The 16707-nt window shown below is 69.5% G+C and carries 14 protein-coding genes; 4 read left to right on the forward strand and 10 right to left on the reverse strand.

The window, feature by feature from the left end; genetic code table 11:
- Positions 1–287 precede the first annotated feature (287 nt).
- From VKV57_09955 to hutU, 4 genes are all read left to right on the forward strand, one after another.
- Positions 288–1241, forward strand: coding sequence for an LD-carboxypeptidase (locus VKV57_09955; protein HLW60227.1), 954 nt, complete (start codon positions 288–290; stop codon positions 1239–1241).
- Between the two features lie 98 nt (positions 1242–1339).
- Complete coding sequence (hisC, locus tag VKV57_09960; protein HLW60228.1) at positions 1340–2461, forward strand: histidinol-phosphate transaminase; 1122 nt, start codon at positions 1340–1342, stop codon at positions 2459–2461.
- Positions 2462–2463: 2 nt separating this feature from the next.
- Positions 2464–2952, forward strand: coding sequence for a DinB family protein (locus VKV57_09965; protein HLW60229.1), 489 nt, complete (start codon positions 2464–2466; stop codon positions 2950–2952).
- A gap of 186 nt (positions 2953–3138) precedes the next feature.
- A complete protein-coding gene (hutU, locus tag VKV57_09970) occupies positions 3139–4821 on the forward strand; it encodes a urocanate hydratase (GenBank protein HLW60230.1) in 1683 nt (560 codons plus the stop codon).
- Positions 4822–4849: 28 nt separating this feature from the next.
- Here hutU and speB read toward each other — a convergent pair whose 3' ends face one another.
- The 10 genes from speB to VKV57_10020 form a co-directional block, all read right to left on the reverse strand.
- A complete protein-coding gene (speB, locus tag VKV57_09975; protein ID HLW60231.1) occupies positions 4850–5791 on the reverse strand; it encodes an agmatinase in 942 nt (313 codons plus the stop codon).
- Complete coding sequence (locus VKV57_09980) at positions 5775–6590, reverse strand: ABC transporter ATP-binding protein (GenBank protein ID HLW60232.1); 816 nt, start codon at positions 6588–6590, stop codon at positions 5775–5777. The genes speB and VKV57_09980 overlap by 17 nt, the downstream gene beginning before the upstream one ends.
- 9 nt (positions 6591–6599) lie before the next feature.
- Entirely contained in the window at positions 6600–7472 is an 873-nt protein-coding gene (locus tag VKV57_09985) for an ABC transporter permease (protein ID HLW60233.1), read from the reverse strand.
- A gap of 16 nt (positions 7473–7488) precedes the next feature.
- Positions 7489–8478 carry an ABC transporter substrate-binding protein gene (locus VKV57_09990; protein HLW60234.1) on the reverse strand — a complete coding sequence of 330 codons (990 nt, stop codon included), beginning with the start codon at positions 8476–8478 and terminating at the stop codon, positions 7489–7491.
- Between the two features lie 82 nt (positions 8479–8560).
- Positions 8561–9328, reverse strand: a complete 768-nt coding sequence (gene pgl / locus VKV57_09995; protein HLW60235.1) for a 6-phosphogluconolactonase — start codon at positions 9326–9328, stop codon at positions 8561–8563.
- Positions 9325–10878 (reverse strand): glucose-6-phosphate dehydrogenase, encoded by a 1554-nt coding sequence (gene zwf / locus VKV57_10000; protein HLW60236.1) that lies wholly within the window; start codon positions 10876–10878, stop codon positions 9325–9327. Before zwf ends, pgl begins: the two co-directional genes overlap by 4 nt.
- 9 nt (positions 10879–10887) lie before the next feature.
- Complete coding sequence (gene gnd, locus VKV57_10005; GenBank protein ID HLW60237.1) at positions 10888–11784, reverse strand: decarboxylating 6-phosphogluconate dehydrogenase; 897 nt, start codon at positions 11782–11784, stop codon at positions 10888–10890.
- Between the two features lie 25 nt (positions 11785–11809).
- A complete protein-coding gene (tal, locus tag VKV57_10010) occupies positions 11810–12952 on the reverse strand; it encodes a transaldolase (protein ID HLW60238.1) in 1143 nt (380 codons plus the stop codon).
- Positions 12949–15033 carry a transketolase gene (gene tkt / locus VKV57_10015; GenBank protein ID HLW60239.1) on the reverse strand — a complete coding sequence of 695 codons (2085 nt, stop codon included), beginning with the start codon at positions 15031–15033 and terminating at the stop codon, positions 12949–12951. The genes tal and tkt overlap by 4 nt, the downstream gene beginning before the upstream one ends.
- A 36-nt stretch (positions 15034–15069) precedes the next feature.
- Positions 15070–16635 carry a gluconokinase gene (locus VKV57_10020; protein HLW60240.1) on the reverse strand — a complete coding sequence of 522 codons (1566 nt, stop codon included), beginning with the start codon at positions 16633–16635 and terminating at the stop codon, positions 15070–15072.
- Positions 16636–16707 lie beyond the last annotated feature (72 nt).

A 16707-nucleotide genomic window follows, 5' to 3' on the forward strand; every position in this document is an offset into this window, starting at 1 on the left:
AAATGACCTTGAGGTAGTCCTGCACCACTCCGGTGATCGCGCTCACGGGCGGGTCTCTCGGCAGCAGAGAACGCTAAATATTTTTAACCCCATCTAATCTCGTATAGCCGTCGAGGGCACGCGGGGTCAACCCCTCCGCCACGGCCCCGTGGGAACTCCGCCGCGCACCGGCCTGCGGACCCCCCCAAACATCGCCGCGACGGGTTCGGCGGCGGAAGCGCAGCGCGTCATGAAGGGGCGCGGTCGGCGAGAAGGGGCCCGCCGCCGCGCGCAGAGAAGTCGTGTCTATGGACCTTCCTCTCCGCCGGCCCCCCCGCCTGAGACCCGGTCAGACGATCGGTCTCATCTCCCCCTCCGGACCCACGTCCGCGGCGAGCGCCACCACCCCCGAGCTGCTCGAGGCGGCGCGGGCGAACCTCTCACAGGCGGGCTTCCGCACCGTCGTGGCGCCCCACGCGCTGGACGTGCGGGGGTATCTCGCCGGCGCCGATGCCGACCGGGCGGCGGATCTCCACGCCGTGTTCGAGGACCCGGCGATCCATGCGGTGCTGTGCATCCGCGGGGGCTACGGGGCGATGCGCCTGCTGGACGTGCTGGACTACGATCTGATCCGTCGCCACCCCAAGATCTTCGTCGGCTACAGCGACGTCACCGCGCTCCATCTGGCCTTCTCGCGCCTGACGGGCCTGGTCACGTTTCACGGACCCATGGCCACCGCCCTCGCCAGACGCGATGGGCACGACCTCGACCATCTCCTGCGCGCCGTCACCCGCCCGGACCCGCTCGGTCGCCTCATCAACCCGCCGGGTGGGCCGGAGATTGAGACGCTCGTCCCCGGGGTGGCCGAGGGCCCGCTGATCGGCGGGAACGCGGCGCTGGTGACCTCGCTCCTCGGCACACCGTATCTGCCCCGCCTGGAGGGGGCGGTGTTGTTTTTTGAGGATATCCTTGACTCGACCTACCGGCTCGACCGGAAGCTTGTGGCGCTGCGGCTGGCGGGGGTCCTGCGGAAGGTCAACGGGATCGTCATCGGCGAGTGCCGCCTGCGTGCCGAGCCCAAGGCCCCCAGCCTGTCGATCCGGGAGATCCTCGAGGACCTGATCGTCCCGTTGGGAAAGCCGGCGATCTACGGACTCGCCTGCGGGCACGGCACCGATCACCTCACGCTGCCGATCGGCGTCCGCGCTCGCCTCGACGCGGCCCGAGGCGCTCTCTCGATCGAAGATCCTTCCGTGAGCTGAGCTCAGACACCATGGCGGGAGCGGGGCCCGGCGGGACCCCCGGTCCGTCCTGTCGAATCCCCAGAGACCGACTTCGCACGCCGTGGAAGGAGCGACCTGTGGCAAACCCACCCTTCCCCCGCCCCCGCAAAGCCCTCGCGGCACTCGACCCGTATGTGCCCGGGCGGTCCGCGGAGGAGGTGATGGCGCGCTTCGGCCTGGCGCAGGTGAGCAAGCTCGGGAGCAACGAGAATCCGCTCGGCCTGTCCCCGCTCGTCCGCGACGCCCTGACCCAGGCGCTCGACCGGATCCATCACTATCCTGACGGGGAGTGCACCCGGCTCCGCGCCCTCCTGGCCGCGCGCCTCGGGCTCACCCCGGGGCAGTTCCTCTTTGCCAACGGCGTGGACAACGTCTTGACCTGCGTCGGGCTCGCGTTCTTCGACCGCGGGGACCGGATCGTGACGGGGATCCCCACCTACACGGCGTACGCCAATCTGGCCAAACTCATGGGCGCCGAGCTGATCGGCGTGCCGCTGCGCGACTGGCGGTTCGACATCCCGGCGATCTCCCGCGCGGCGCGTGGGGCCAAAGCGGTGATCGTCTGCAACCCGAACAACCCCACGGGCGCGATCGTTCCGGCCGACGACATGGCTGCCCTGTTGAACCTGATCCCGCCGGACGTCCTCGTCGTCGTCGACGAGGCATACGCGGAGTGGGTGGACGATCCGACGTTCCCCGACACCATGACCCTGCTGCGCCGGCACCCGAACATCGTGGTGCTCCGCACGTTCTCGAAGATCTACGGGCTCGCCGGCCTGCGCGTTGGCTGTGCCATCGGGTCGCCGGGGGTGATCGCCGCCCTCCACCAGGTCCGCGAGCCGTTCCCGGTGGATCGACTGGCGCAGGCCGCCGCCGAGGCGGTGCTCGACGACACCGCCTACCTGCGTGCCTCGTTTGAGAACAACCGCGCGGGGAAAACCGCCCTGGCGAAAGGCTTCACGGCCCTGGGGCTGCGCCACCTCCCGAGCCAGGCCAACTTCATCCTCGTCGACCTGGGACAGCCCGCGGCGGGCGTGGCAGAGCGGCTCCTCGAACACGGGATGATCCTCCGGCCGGGGGCGATGTGGGGGCTGCCAACCTGGGCCCGGGTGACGATCGGCACGCCCGAAGACAACGCCCGGCTCCTCGAGGCGCTGGCAACGGTCCTGCGGGGCTCGCAGCACAAAGAGAGGAGATGACCATGGCCACCAGCAATCGCATTACCGATCTGGTCCGTGCGTACGCGGAGGGCCCCCGGCTGCTCGAGGCCGCGGTCGCCGGGATCCCCGCCGCCGAACTCCGTTTCACCCCGGGGCCCGAACACTGGAGCATCCACGAAAACGTCGTCCACGTCGCGGACACCGAACTGGTCGGCGCGACCCGGATGCGATATGTGATCGCCCACCCCGGGGCCGCCCTCGTGGGGTTTGACCAAGAGACCTGGGCCAGGGCCATGGATTACCGCTCGCAATCCTTTGAGGGGGCCCTCACCTTATTCCGATCGGTCCGGGGGATGACCGCCGAGGTCCTCCGGCACGCCCCCGCCGAGGCCTGGGAGCAAACCGGAGCGCACAGCACGGATGGCCCGCAAACGCTCGAATGGCTCGTCGAGCATTTTGCAGATCACGTCCCCTACCATCTGCGGACGATCGCCAAGCGCCGCACGCAGTACGCCCAGGCGAAGCGGTAACCGGCAGGCGGTCGAGGACACGGCAAAAGCGCCCTGCCCGGATCAGCCGGGGGGCACGGGCCTCGCCGGCGACCGGTGCGTTCACGACGGCCTTGGGAGCCATCGACCCTCGCCACGCCCGCGCGCGGCGGGGCAAGATCGATTCACCCCATTGGAACGGCACGGCGCGTAAGGGAGGACGGAACCATGGATGCCACGGCGGGGCCGGGTCGATCGCGGGTCGTGCGCGCGCCGCGGGGGACGGCACTCTCCTGCCGCGGATGGCCGCAGGAGGCTGCGCTCCGCATGCTGATGAACAACCTCGACCCGGATGTGGCCGAGCGGCCGCAGGACCTCATCGTCTACGGCGGCACGGGCAAGGCGGCGCGCAACTGGGCCTGCTTCGACGCCCTGCTGCAGGCGCTCAGAGCCCTCGGCGACGATGAGACGCTCCTCGTCCAGTCGGGGAAGCCCGTGGGGGTGTTCCGGTCACACCCCGAGGCCCCGCGGGTCCTGATCAGCAACGCGATGCTGGTCCCCGCCTGGGCGACCTGGGACGAGTTTCGCCGGCTGGAGGCGCTCGGGCTCACCATGTACGGGCAGATGACCGCCGGGTCCTGGATCTACATCGGCACGCAGGGCATCATTCAGGGCACGTACGAGACGTTCGCCGAGGTGGCGCGCCAGCACTTCGGCGGCACATTGCGCGGCCGGCTGGTCCTCTCTGCCGGGCTCGGAGGGATGGGCGGGGCGCAGCCGATGGCGATCACCATGAACGCGGGGGTCGGGCTGATCGTGGAAGCCGACCCGGCACGGATCGAACGCCGGGCGAGGGCCGGCTGGGTGGACGAGGCCACCCAGAGCCTCGACGCGGCGCTGCACCTCGCCGAACAGGCCGTTCGCGAGGGAACGCCGCGGTCGATCGCACTGCTCGGCAACGCGGCGGAAGTGTACACGGAAATCGTCCGGCGCGGGGTCGCCGTGGATGTCGTCACCGATCAGACCGCGGCGCACGACCTTCTCGGAGGCTACCTCCCGGAGGGCCTCTCGGCCGCCGCGGCGTCGGAGTTGCGGGAACGCGCCCCGGCGGACTACCTCCACCGGGCCGAAGTATCGGTCGCCCGGCATGTGGAAGCGATGCTGGAACTCCGCCGCCGCGGCGCCGTGGTCTTCGATTACGGCAACAACATCCGCGCACAGGCTCACCGCGCCGGCGTGGGTGACGCGTTCGCCTTCCCCGGGTTTGTCCCCGCCTATGTCCGCCCCCTCTTCTGTGAGGGGCGCGGGCCGTTCCGCTGGGTCGCCCTTTCCGGGGAGCCGGCGGACATCCGGAAGACGGACGAACTGGTGCTGCGCCTCTTCCCCGCACAGGAGTCGCTCGCCCGCTGGATCCGCCTCGCCGGCGCGCGCGTTCCGTTTCAGGGGCTGCCGGCGCGCGTCTGCTGGCTCGGCCAGGGCGAGCGCGCCGCGTTCGGCCTCGCGATCAACGAGATGGTGGCGCGCGGTGAGCTCGCCGCGCCCATCGTCATCGGCCGGGATCACCTGGACGCCGGCTCGGTGGCCTCGCCGTATCGCGAGACCGAGGCGATGGCCGACGGGAGCGACGCGATCGCGGACTGGCCGATCCTCAACGCCCTGCTGAACGCCGTCGGGGGCGCGACGTGGGTCTCCGTCCATCACGGGGGCGGGGTGGGAATCGGCTACTCCGTGCACGCCGGGATGGTGATCGTCGCCGACGGCCAACCGGGCACCGCCCGCCGGCTGGAGCGGGTCCTGACGACGGACCCAGGAACCGGAATCATCCGCCACGCCGACGCGGGCTACCCGGCGGCCGTCGCCGCGGCCCGCCGCCACAACCTCCAGATCCCGATGACGCCCCCCGCCGACTAGGGCATCGTGCGCCAGGCGGCGCGACGGCCTACCCGCGACGAAGCGCGATCACGCTCAACAACTCAAAGAGCACGTTTGCCGCGAGCATGGAGGTCAGGCCGCTGACGTCGTAGGGCGGAGAGACTTCGACAATATCGAACGCAACAATCTCCAGCCCGGCCAATCCCCGGAGCAGGGCCAACGCCTGGGCGCTCGTCAGCCCGCCGACCTCTGGGGTGCCCGTCCCCGGCGCAAACGCCGGGTCGACAGAGTCGATATCGAACGTGACGTACACCTTCTGAGCGCGCAGGCGGGCGAGGTGGTCGAGCGCGGCGGCGATGCCCTTCTCGTGGATCTCCTCGGCGCGGATCACACGGACCCCATGCGTGTCCCCCAACTCGAAATCGCCTGCCCCGTAGACCGGACCGCGGATGCCAAACTGAACGGTTGAGGCGGGCAGGAACAGCCCCTCCTCGAGCGCGCGCCGAAACGGGGTCCCGTGGAAGTAGCGGTTGCCGAAGTACTGCTCCCACATGTCCTGATGGCTGTCGAAGTGGACGAGGGCGACCGGCCCGTGGCGCCGGGCCACCGCCCGCAGGATCGGCAGCGAGATCGAGTGGTCGCCGCCGATGCACGCCGGAATCGCGCCGGCGTCGAGCACCTCGCCCACCGCGGCCTCGATCCGCCCGTACGTGTCGATGATGTCGAGGGGATTCGGGTCCACATCGCCGCAGTCGGCCACCCGCAGCCGCTCGAACGGGGAGGTGCGGAGGACAGGGTGATAGGGACGGATCAGCAGGGAATGGTTGCGGATCTCCTTCGGCCCGAATCGGGCGCCCGGTCGAAAGCTCACTCCCCCGTCGAACGGAATCCCGAGGATCGCCACGTCCAGCCCGTGCGGATCCCGCGTATGGGGGAGGCGCAGGAACGTCGAGAGCTGGGCGTAGCGAGGCGACTGGAAGGCGTTCGGCGGGTCAAATCGCGCGGTCATCGTCGACGCCCATGCCGAAGCCGATCGTCTTCGCGGTCTCCTCACGGATCATGGCCAGCACCTGCCGCTTCGCATTCACGAACTCCTCCGACGTGGTCACCTCGAGCGTCCGTGGGCGGGGCAGCGTGAGCGACACCTCCGCCCGGAACCGCCCCGGCCGCGCGGTCATCACGAATACCCGGTCCCCAAGAAACAGCGCCTCGTCGATGTCGTGCGTGACGAACAGGATCGTCTTGGGAGACTTCTGCCAGATATCGAGGAGGAGCTCACCCATGAACGCGCGGGTCTGCGCGTCCAACGCCCCGAACGGCTCGTCCATGAGGAGCACCTCGGGATCGTTGGCCAACGCCCGGGCAATCGCCACCCGCTGCATCATCCCGCCGGAGAGCTCCTTGGGATAGGCGCGCTCGAAGCCCGTGAGCCCCACCATCTGGATGTAGCGCGCGGTCACCTCGTGGCGCTGCGATTCGGACACGCCCCGGAGCCGGGGGCCAAATTCCACGTTCCCCTGGACCGTCAGCCACGGGAACAGGGTGTAGGATTGGAACACCATGCCGCGGTCCGCGCCGGGGGCGGCGACCTCGCGGCCGTCGAGCCAGATCCCGCCGGACGCGGGCCGAACGAGCCCGGCGATCAGCCGGAGCAGCGTGCTCTTGCCGCATCCCGAGGGACCGACGATGCTGACGATCTCTCGGTCCTCCACGTCGAGCGAGAGCCGGTCCACCGCCGTCACCTCCCCGCCGCGCCGTGTGCGGAAGGTGACCGTGACATCGCGGACGCGCAGCTTGGGCTCCGCCATCAGACCGCCTCAGGCCTTCGGGGACCAGGGGAGCAGCCGGCGGTGCATCCATTTGAAGGTCAGGTCGAACAACAACCCCAGCCCCCCGATGACGGCCAGGCCGACGAAGATCCGATCGGTGAACAACCCGCGCATCGAGTTGAGGATGAGGTAACCGAGCCCCTTGTCCGCGGACACGATCTCGGCCACAATCAGGTACGTCCACGCCCATCCCATGGTGATGCGAAGGGTATCCATCACCCCCGGCAGGGTCGCCGGCAGGAGGACGCGCGCGACGACCTGCGCCCGTGACGCTCCCAGGGTGTACGAGACGTCCAGCTGCTCGTGCGGAACGTGCGCGGCGACGTCGGCGACGAGCAGGACGAGCTGGAAGAAGGTGCCGATGAAAATCACCGCCACCTTCTCCGCGGTGCCGATCCCGATGTAGAGGATCAGCAGCGGGATCATCGCGCTGACGGGCAGGTACCGGACGAAGTCCACCACCGGCTCAACCAGCGCCTCGATCACCTTGAAGGACCCCATCAGGATGCCGATCGGCAGCCCGGCGACCACCGCGAGCGCCCACCCCGTGACGATCACGGACACACTGGCCCGCATGTCGTCCAGCAGGGTGCCGTCACGTGCCAGATCGATGCCCGCGGAGATGATCGCGGTCGGGCTCGGGAGGAACAGCGGCTCAACCAGCCTGCCGTAGGAAAACACGCACCACAGGGCCACCAGCCCCACCGCGCTGCCGGCAACGGTCCCCAGGTAGATGCGGCGGGGGACGGGTTCCTGCGGCCTGAAGTAGGTGGAGAAAAAGCGCGGGGCGGGCCGGCGCCGCGGCTCGCCCCGGGATTGTGCCAGGCTCACGTCAAGGCGTGTGGGCCGGTGGCGGGGCACCGGCCCAGCACCCTCCTTACCGAATGAAGTCCGGGTCCACCAGATCGGCGGCGGATTCGTTCACCCGGATCATCCCGAACGACTTCCAGATGTCGATCGCGTTCTGCGCGGTCACGTAGACCGTCCCACCCGGCTTGAAGTACTGGTCGTTGACGGCCTTATCGTAAAACCGCACCCCGGCGAGGGTCTCCCGGAAGGTCTTCACGTCCTTCAGCCAGCCCCCGACCGCTTTGGCCATCAGGGCGTCGGACTCGTCGGGGTTCTGCTTCCAGTAGTCGACCGCCCGGAACCAGCCGGCGACCGCGGCCTTGACCGCGTCGGGATGGTTCTTGATGACGTCGGAGCGGAACAGCAAGATGTCGACGATCAGGCCCGGCGTCTTGCTGCTGTCCACCAACACGTGACCGCCCGGGGTCCGCTTCGCCCGGGTGAGCCACGGCTCCCACGTCACGGCCGCGTCGACCTTGTGGGCCACGAACGCCGCGCCGGCATCGTCCTGCTGCATCTGAATGCTCTGGATGTCCTTCTCCGTCATCCCGTTCTGCCGGAGCAGGACGCTCAGGAAGAAATGCGAGACCGATCCCTTGTTGTAGGCGACCCGCTTGCCGCGGAGCTCTTTGATCGTTTTGATCGAGTCGACGGCCACGATCCCGTCACCACCCCGGCTGTCGTCCAAGGCCAGCACCGAGCGGAACGGGTGCTCGGGGGTCCAGTACAGGCTCGCCGTGTCCAGCGTCGTGGCGATCCCGTCCAATCTTCCCGAAATGAGGGCGAAGAACCGCGCCTTGGGGTCTTCGAAGGTCTTGAGGTCGACGTTCACCCCCGCTTCGTCGAAGAAGCGCTTGTCCCGGGCGAGGAACAGCGGACCGTACCCCACCCAGGTCGACTGCCCGATCACCAGCGTCTCGGCCGCCGCACCGGCCGGGACCGGCCGCCACCCGAGCGGGGCCGCCGCGACCAGCAGCAGGATCAGGGCAACCGTCGTCCACCTGCAAGGACGACTCATGAGCGTACACCTCCCTTCCATATAGGCTTCCAGATATTCCGCCGGGGGATGGGAAAACCCTCTCCCCCCCGGACACCCCGGCCTACCGGCGCGCCAGCAGCGACGCGGCGTCGGCGTCGACGATCCAGGCCAGCGCGCCGTCAACCGGCCGGATCGCCTGCGCCGGCACGGCATCGGGGTCGCGGGGCCCATCGAGCACGGCGCGCAGGGCCCGCGCCTTCTGCGGGCCGGCGACGAGAAAGAGCACCTCGCGCGCGGCGTTGAAGATCGGGGGAGTGAGCGTCATGCGCGACATCCCGAGGTCGGGGACGTGGTAGGCCACCACCGGCCGCTCCCTCTCCCGGAGCGCCTGGGCGTGGGGGAACAGCGAGGCGGTGTGGGCATCGTCGCCGAGCCCAAGCAGCACGAGGTCGAGGCGGGGCCACCCGTCGGCGGTCGATGGGAGGTGCTCGCGCAGCAGCGCCGCGTATGCCGTCGCGGCCTGGGCATCGGCCCGCTCGGCCGGCATCCGGTGGATTTGCGCGTCGGGGACCGGCACCGAGGCGAGCAGCGTTTCGCGCGCCATGCGGTAGTTGCTGCGGGGATCGTCGGGGGGGACCCCACGCTCATCGCCCCAGAACAGCCGGAGCCGCCCCCACGGGATCCGCTCGCGGAAGGGGGGCGCCCCCAGGCGGGCGTAGAGGGCCCGCGGGGTCTCGCCCCCCGACAATGCCAGGGCGCACTCTCCGCGGTCGGCGGTCGCGCGTGCGCAGCGAGAGGCGACACGCTCTGCGGCCGCCGCCGCCGCGGCGGCGAGATCGGGAAAAACGAGGACGTCGGGGTGGAACGAAGCCGCGGGTGGATCGGTCACAACGGCCGCCAGCGGCGCCCCCGCCTGCCGATCAGGGCGCGGGCGGCATCGGGCCCCTCCGACCCCGCCACGTAGTGCTGCAGGGGGGCGGGCGGGACGCCCTCCTCCCACCAGTGCAGGATCGGCTCCATCAGGTCCCAGGCCTCCTCCACCTCGTCCCGACGGGTGAACAGGGTGGAATCGCCGAGCAGACAGTCGACGAGGAGCCGTTCGTAGGCGGACATCTCCTCCCCGCGGAACGTGGTCCCGAACCGGAAGCCCATGTTGACGGGGCGCAGCGTCATCGTCATCCCGGGGACCTTGGCCACGAACCGCAGGGAGATGACCTCGTCGGGCTGGATGTTCAGCACCAGCAGGTTCGGTTCGTTTGCCGCGCCGTCGCCGAACAGCACCAGCGGCGCCCGCTTGAATTGCACCGCGACCTCGGTCACCCGCTTCGGCAATCGCTTCCCGGAGCGCAGGAAAAATGGCACCCCCGCCCACCGCCAGTTGTCAATGAAGAGCCGCATGGCGACAAACGTCGGGGTGCGGGAGCCCGGCGCGACCCGCGGCTCCTCGCGGTAGCCCGAGACGTGCGCCCCGTCGATGCTTCCGGGACCGTACTGACCGAATACAACGTTCTGCGACACCTCGTCGAGGGCGATGCGGCGGGCAGCCCGCAGGACCTTCACCTTCTCCGACCGCACGGCCTCCGGGTCGACCGCGACCGGCGGTTCCATCGCCATCAGGGTCAGGAGCTGCATCATGTGGCTTTGGATGATATCCCGAATCACCCCCGCGGTCTCGTAGTATCCCGCGCGGCCTTCGATCCCGACGGTCTCCGCCACCGTGATCTGCACGTGATCGACATAATGCTGGTTCCAGATCGGCTCGAAGATGCCGTTGGCGAACCGGAACACCAGGATGTTTTGAACCGTTTCCTTGCCGAGGTAGTGATCGATCCGGAAGATCTGAGACTCGCGGAAGACCTCGAGCAGCATCCGATTCAATTCCCGAGCGCTGGCCACATCCCGTCCGAACGGCTTCTCGACGATCACCCGGGTCCAGGGATGGCTATCGGTCACACCGGGGGCGGGCCGGGCGACCAATCGGTGTTCCCCGAGCCGCCGCACGATCTCCGAATACATCTCGGGGGCGGTCGCAAGGTAGTATAGACGGTTGCCCGCGGTCCCCCGCTCCCGGTCCAATCGTTCCAGGGTCTTCCGCAGGCGAGCGTACCCCTCGGCGGCCTGTAAGTCCGCCTGGATATAGTGGAGGCGCCGGGCGAACCGGTCCCACTCCGCGGTCTCCCCCGCGGGCGGCGACACCCCGAGCACGGCCTTCGCCATCTCCGCCCGGAAGACCTCATCGGTCTTTGGGCGCCGGGCAAACCCGACGATGACACTCTCGTCCGGCAACATCCCGAGCCGCGCCAGCGTGTACAGCGCCGGCACGAGCTTCTTGTGCGCCAGGTCCCCGGTCACCCCGAAGATCACGATGACGCAGGGATCGGGCGCCCGGCGCGCTCGGCGGATCTCGCCGAGCGGGGATGGGACCGAGACGGCGTCCATCTCCCGCCGCTACGCCTGCTTGACGGCGTGCCCGCCGAACTGCTGGCGGAGGGCGGCGAGCACCTTGTCCCCGAAGTTTTCCTCCTGCCGGGACCGGAGTCGCTGGAGGAGCGCGAGCGTGATCACGGGCGCCGGGATGTTGCGGTCGATCGCCTCCTGGATCGTCCACCGTCCCTCGCCGGAGTCGTCGACGTACCCGCGCAGCGACCGCAGGTCGGGATCGCCGCGGAATGCACGTTCGGCGAGTTCGAGCAGCCAGGACCGCACAACGCTCCCATGGTTCCACAGGTCGCTCACCGCGCGGAGGTCGATCGCGTACGGCCCATCGTGGAGGATGGCGAATCCCTCGGCGTACGCCTGCATCATCCCGTACTCGATGCCGTTGTGGATCATCTTGACGAAGTGCCCCGCTCCGCTCGGGCCGACGTGGAGGTACCCTCCCTCCGGGGCCAGGTCGCGGAAGGCCGGCTCCACAACAAGTACGGCCGCCGGATCCCCTCCGACCATCAGGCAGTACCCCACCTGCAGTCCCCAGATGCCGCCGCTCGTGCCGGCGTCGATGTAGGACAGGTGGCGCGCCTTAGCGGCTTCGGCCCGGCGGACCGAGTCCTTGTAGTTGGAGTTGCCGCCGTCGACGATGATATCCCCCACCGCCAGCAGCGGCATGGTCTCCCCGAGCGCCTTGTCGACGGTGTCCCCTGCCGGGATCATCAACCACACGACCCGGGGCGGGGTCAGGAGCCCCACCAGGGCCTTGATCGACTCGGCCGTCGTCGCCCCGAGCGCGGCGGCCTCCGCTCGTACCTCGGGGCGCCTGGCGTAGACCGCCACCTGGTGCCCCCGACCCAGGAGGCGCTTCACCATGTTGCCTCCCATCCGGCCGAACCCTACGAATCCCAGCTTCACACATCCCCTCCCCACTCGATGGCAGTCACGATGAAGATCGCAGCCGCTGTTCAATCGCCGCAAGCAGCTGCCGGTACGAGTCGGCAAACGACGCGATTCCCGCCTCCAGCACCCGCTGCGTCACCTCGTCGATGCTGATCCCGACCTTCTGCAGTTGCGCGAACACCGCGGTCGCCTCCGCCAACCCCTCGGTCACGGCGTCGGGATTCACCCGCCCATGATCGCGAAACGCCGAGATCGTCTGGGGCGGCAGCGTGTCCACCGTGTCGGGGCCGACGAGCGCCTCGACGTAGAGGAGATCGGGGTAGGCCGGGTTCTTCGTGCTGGTGCTCCCCCAGAGGGGCCGCTGGACGCGGGCCCCCCGGGCCGCGAGGTGCTTGTACCGATCGCCGGTAAACGCTTCGCGGAACACCCGGTAGGCCAGCTTGGCGTTCGCGATCGCCACCTTGCCCTGGAGGCCGGCGAGAAGCGCCCGCTCCGCGCCCCCGGCGGAGGCGAGTCGCGCCGCCAGGCGCGTGTCGGTCTCGGTATCGATCCGGCTCACAAAGAAGCTCGCCACCGACGCCACCCGGTCGATCGGCTGCCCGGCGGCCACACGACGCTCCAGGCCGTGGAGGTAGGCCTCGGCGACCCGCGCGTAGGCCGGCACGGAGAACAGTAGGGTGATGTTGATGTTGTGCCCTTCGGCGATCATCTCTTCAATCGCCGGCTCTCCCTCGGGAGTCCCGGGGATCTTCACCATCAGATTCGGCCGCCCGATGCGCTGGATCCACTGCCGGACTTCCTGTATCGTCCCGGCCGTATCGCGGGCAAGCAACGGGGACACCTCGACGGACACGAATCCATCCGCCCCGCCGGTTTGATCGAAGGTCGGCCGGAGGATGTCGCACGCGGCGGTGATATCTTCGGCGACGAGCGTCTCGTACGCCGCGACCACACTCGCCCTCCCGGCCCGCAGGCGCGCCAATGCATCGGCGTAGTCGTCGCTCGCGGAGATCGCCTTCTCGAAAATCGTCGGGTTGCTCGTCACCCCCGACACGCCGTCCTCCTCCACCAGGCGCGCGAGTTCGCCCGAACGCAGCAGGTGGCGGTGGATGTAGTCAAGCCACACGCTTTGCCCCGCCTGACGGAGGAGGCGCAGCGGGTTCCGAACCGTGATCTCCTTCATTGCGCTCGCCGTCCTTTCTCCAGCACCGCCTCCGCCGTCTCAACGATGTGCTCCGGCGTGAAGCCGAACTCGCGCATCACCACGGGCCCCGGCGCGGAGGCGCCGAACCGATTCACACCGATGATCGTCCCCTCCAGACCCACGTATCGCTCCCACCCCAGCGGGCACGCCGCCTCGACGCTTACCCGCCCCCGGACGTTCGGCGGGAGCACCGAGTCGCGGTAGACCTGCGGCTGGGCCTCGAACAGCTCCCAAGAGGGCATCGACACCACCCGGCTGCGAATCCCATCCCTGACGAGCCGGTGGTGTGCTTCCAGCGTGATCGACACCTCCGAGCCCGTGGCAATGAGGAGCACCTCGGGCATGGGGTCGCCCGCGTCCGCGAGCACGTACCCCCCGCGCGCCACGCCGGATGCCGGGGACAACATCGCCCGGTCGAGCACGGGCAACTTCTGCCTGGTGAGCACGAGCCCAACGGGACCTCCGCGGTGCTGCATGGCGATCCGCCAGGCCTCCACGGTCTCGGTGGCGTCCGCCGGGCGCAGAATCACCATATTCGGGATGGCGCGCAGGGCGGCCAGATGCTCCACGGGTTGGTGGGTTGGCCCGTCTTCCCCCAACCCGATGCTGTCGTGGGTCCAGATGTAGATCACCTTCGCCTTGCTCAACGCGGCGAGACGGATGCTCGGCCGCATGTAATCCGAGAACGTGAGGAACGTCGCGCCGAAAGGCAGCACCCCGCCGTGGAGGGCCATCCCGGTCAGGCATGCGGTCATCGCGTGCTCGCGGATACCGAAGTGCAGGTTCCGCCCGGCGTATCCCCAGGCGCCTCCGGCGGCCCCCTGCGTCGGCAGCCCCTCGCCAGCCCGGGGGTGGAGCGGGCCTTCGAAATCTCCCAACCCTTTCATCATGGTGTACGTCGACGGGTCGAGGTCGGCCGATCCACCGATCAGGGTCGGCACCGCCTCGGCCAGAACATTGAGGACCTTGCCCGTCGCCTCCCGCGTCGCCATCTCCCCATCTTTGGGCGTGAAAATGGGAAGCCGCGCCTCCCACTCCGCCGGCAGCCTGCCGGCAAGCGCGTCGACGAACCCGTCGACGAGATCCGGGAAGGCAGCGCGGTAGGCATCGAGCCGCCTCGTCCAGGCCGCCTCCAGTTCGGCGCCGCGATCGACGCACCTGCGGAACTCGCGCAGCGCCTCCTCCGGCTCGTAGAAGGAGCGATCCTCCGGCCAGCCGAGCGCCCGCTTGGTCAGCCGCACCTCCTCGGCCCCCAGCGGCTCGCCGTGCGCCTTGAACGTGTCCTGTCTGTGCGGGCTGCCGTAACCGAGGTGCGTCCGCGCGACGATCAGCGAGGGGCGGTCCGCCACCCCGCGGGCAGCGGTCAGCGCCGCGTCCACTGCGGCGACGTCCTCGCCGTCGATCCGCTGGACGTGCCAGCCGTAGGCCTCGAAGCGGGTCCCGACATCTTCGGAGAACGTGACGTTTGTCGTCGCGGAGAGAGTGATCAGGTTCGCATCGTAGAGAACGATCAGCCGGCCGAGCCCCAGGTGCCCGGCGAGCGAGGCCGCCTCGGAGGCGACCCCCTCCATCATGTCTCCATCGCTCGCGATCACGTAGGTGCAGTGGTCCACGACGTCGTGACCGGGTCGGTTGAAGGTCGCGGCCAACCATCGCTCCGCGATGGCCAGCCCGACGGCGTTCCCAACCCCCTGGCCGAGCGGCCCCGTCGTGACCTCCACCCCGGGGGTGAGCCCGTGCTCGGGGTGTCCCGGCGTGCGGCTCTCCCACTGCCGGAACTGTTTGAGGTCGTCGAGGGTGAGATCGTACCCGGTGAGATGCAGCAGGCTGTAGAGCAGCATGCTCCCATGTCCGGCGGAGAGCACGAATCGGTCACGGTCCGGCCACGCCGGGTTTCTGGGATTGTGGCGGAGGTGGCGCGTCCAGAGGACGTAGGCCATCGCTGCCGCCCCCAGCGGCATCCCGGGGTGACCGGAGTGCGCTTTCTCCACCGCGTCAATGGATAGGGTGCGGATCGTGTTGATGCAGAGTTCGTCAATCGTCCGCGTCTGGTTCGCCATCGTGATTCCTCCGCGAGAACTCGCGCGCGTCCTCACCTATTCTACCCGATCTGAGGGCGCGGGGAGCGGCTTCCCGCGGCTCGGTGCCTCTTTTGGATGGAACAGCTCCTGCAGCGGAGCCAGCGCGGCCTCCACCCGCAGGTGCGTCGTCCGCGCGGCGAGGTACCCGGCGTGGCGCCCGGGGTCCGGGTAGAACGTCTCGCCCAGCGGGGGCGGCACCTCCTCCACGCGAACGGCGCCGAGAAGTTCCAGCGCCATCAACGCCGCCCCCCGACTGCTGCCTTCCGCCTCTCCGGAGGAGGTCACCTCGTGACCCAACACGTCGGCCATAATCTGCATCCACGCGGGGGACCGCCGAAGGCCGCCGCCGCTCGCGATGATCTCGCGCACCTCGGGGATCGCCGCCCGCAGCTGGTCCCAAATCAACGCGAATCGCTGCGCGATCCCCTCCAGGCCCGCCCGCAGCAGATCCAACGGCTCCGTGGCGAGGGTCAGCCCGACGACCGCCCCGCGCGCCCAAAGCGGCCATTCGGGACTGCGCTCTCCCGCGAAGAAGGGCAGCACCACCAATCCACGGGCCTCCGCCCTGCGCGCCGCGAGACCCCGCTCGATCTCCTCGGGCGTGCCGAGCGCGAACTGCTCCTGCATCCAGTGGTACAGGTTGCCGCCGTTGCTCACCGCACCGCCCGTGAGGAGGTGGTTCCGCGTGAGACGATAGTGCCACAGGCTGCGCGGCACCTCGTGCGGCTCGGCCGCCCGCAGGACCCGCAGCGCGCCTGAAGTCCCCACCACCAGCGCGGCGCGCGTGGGGGCAACGCAGCCCGTCCCGACATTACTGAGGGCCCCGTCGCCGGCCGCCGGAAGCCACGGCTGATCCCGCAGCGCCGGCCAACGCGCCGCGTACCCGGGCGCCAGCCCGGCGAACGGTTCCTGTAGATCGACGATCGGGGCGAGATGGCCCGGCTCGAGCCCGATCGCGCCAAGCACCTCGGCGTCCCATACGCACCGCCGTTGATCGAGCAGGCCGGTCCCCGAGGCCATCGAAACGCTGCAGGCCGCACGGCCAAAGCACCGCAGCGTCAGGTACTCGCCGATACTCATCCAGGTGCTGGTGGCGCGCCACACCTCCGGATCGCGCCCGCGCAGCCAGAGGAGCCGCGGAGCGGGGTAGCTCGGATGGAAGACGCACCCCGTCCTGCGGCGCACCGCCGACTCATCGAAGCGCTCCCGTAAGGATCGCGCGGCCGCCGCGCTGCGCTCATCGGCCCAGGAGTAGAGAGGGGTCGACGGGCGGCCGTCTCGGCCGACCCCCATGAGGGTGTGCCAGAACGTCGAGATCCCGACGGCCCTGATCCCCCCGGCCAAACGTCCCGCGCCGGCCAGCGCCTGGTCGATGGCGCCGCACGCGCCATCGACGAAGGCATCGGGATCCCCTTCCACCCCCCCGTCGGAAGTCACCGTCCACCGGCAGGGAGTCCTGCCTTCGGTCCCCTCAACCTCCCGGCCCCCGGCGTCGTAGACGATGGCCCGAAGAGAAGAGCTGCCGAGATCGAGCGCCAGGACCAAGGGGCCTTCCGCGCCTTCCGGGGGAACTGTGGGCACACGCCGCTCCTTGGATCGACCGTCTCCTGATCTTCCCTATAGAAGTAACGCGCCCGCCGACGGCCGCCTTCC

Source organism: bacterium, from assembly GCA_035307765.1.
Taxonomy (GTDB): domain Bacteria; phylum Sysuimicrobiota; class Sysuimicrobiia; order Sysuimicrobiales; family Segetimicrobiaceae; genus Segetimicrobium.

What these genes read in the sequence shown, in the direction of transcription:
- VKV57_09955 (HLW60227.1), top strand. Translation starts at nt 288, where the DNA reads ATGGACCTTCCTCTCCGCCGGCCCCCCCGCCTGAGACCCGGTCAGACG.
- VKV57_09965 (HLW60229.1), top strand. Translation starts at nt 2,464, where the DNA reads ATGGCCACCAGCAATCGCATTACCGATCTGGTCCGTGCGTACGCGGAG.
- hutU (HLW60230.1), top strand. Translation starts at nt 3,139, where the DNA reads ATGGATGCCACGGCGGGGCCGGGTCGATCGCGGGTCGTGCGCGCGCCG.
- speB (HLW60231.1), bottom strand. Translation starts at nt 5,791, where the DNA reads ATGACCGCGCGATTTGACCCGCCGAACGCCTTCCAGTCGCCTCGCTAC.
- VKV57_09980 (HLW60232.1), bottom strand. Translation starts at nt 6,590, where the DNA reads ATGGCGGAGCCCAAGCTGCGCGTCCGCGATGTCACGGTCACCTTCCGC.
- VKV57_09990 (HLW60234.1), bottom strand. Translation starts at nt 8,478, where the DNA reads ATGAGTCGTCCTTGCAGGTGGACGACGGTTGCCCTGATCCTGCTGCTG.
- zwf (HLW60236.1), bottom strand. Translation starts at nt 10,878, where the DNA reads ATGGACGCCGTCTCGGTCCCATCCCCGCTCGGCGAGATCCGCCGAGCG.
- tal (HLW60238.1), bottom strand. Translation starts at nt 12,952, where the DNA reads ATGAAGGAGATCACGGTTCGGAACCCGCTGCGCCTCCTCCGTCAGGCG.
- tkt (HLW60239.1), bottom strand. Translation starts at nt 15,033, where the DNA reads ATGGCGAACCAGACGCGGACGATTGACGAACTCTGCATCAACACGATC.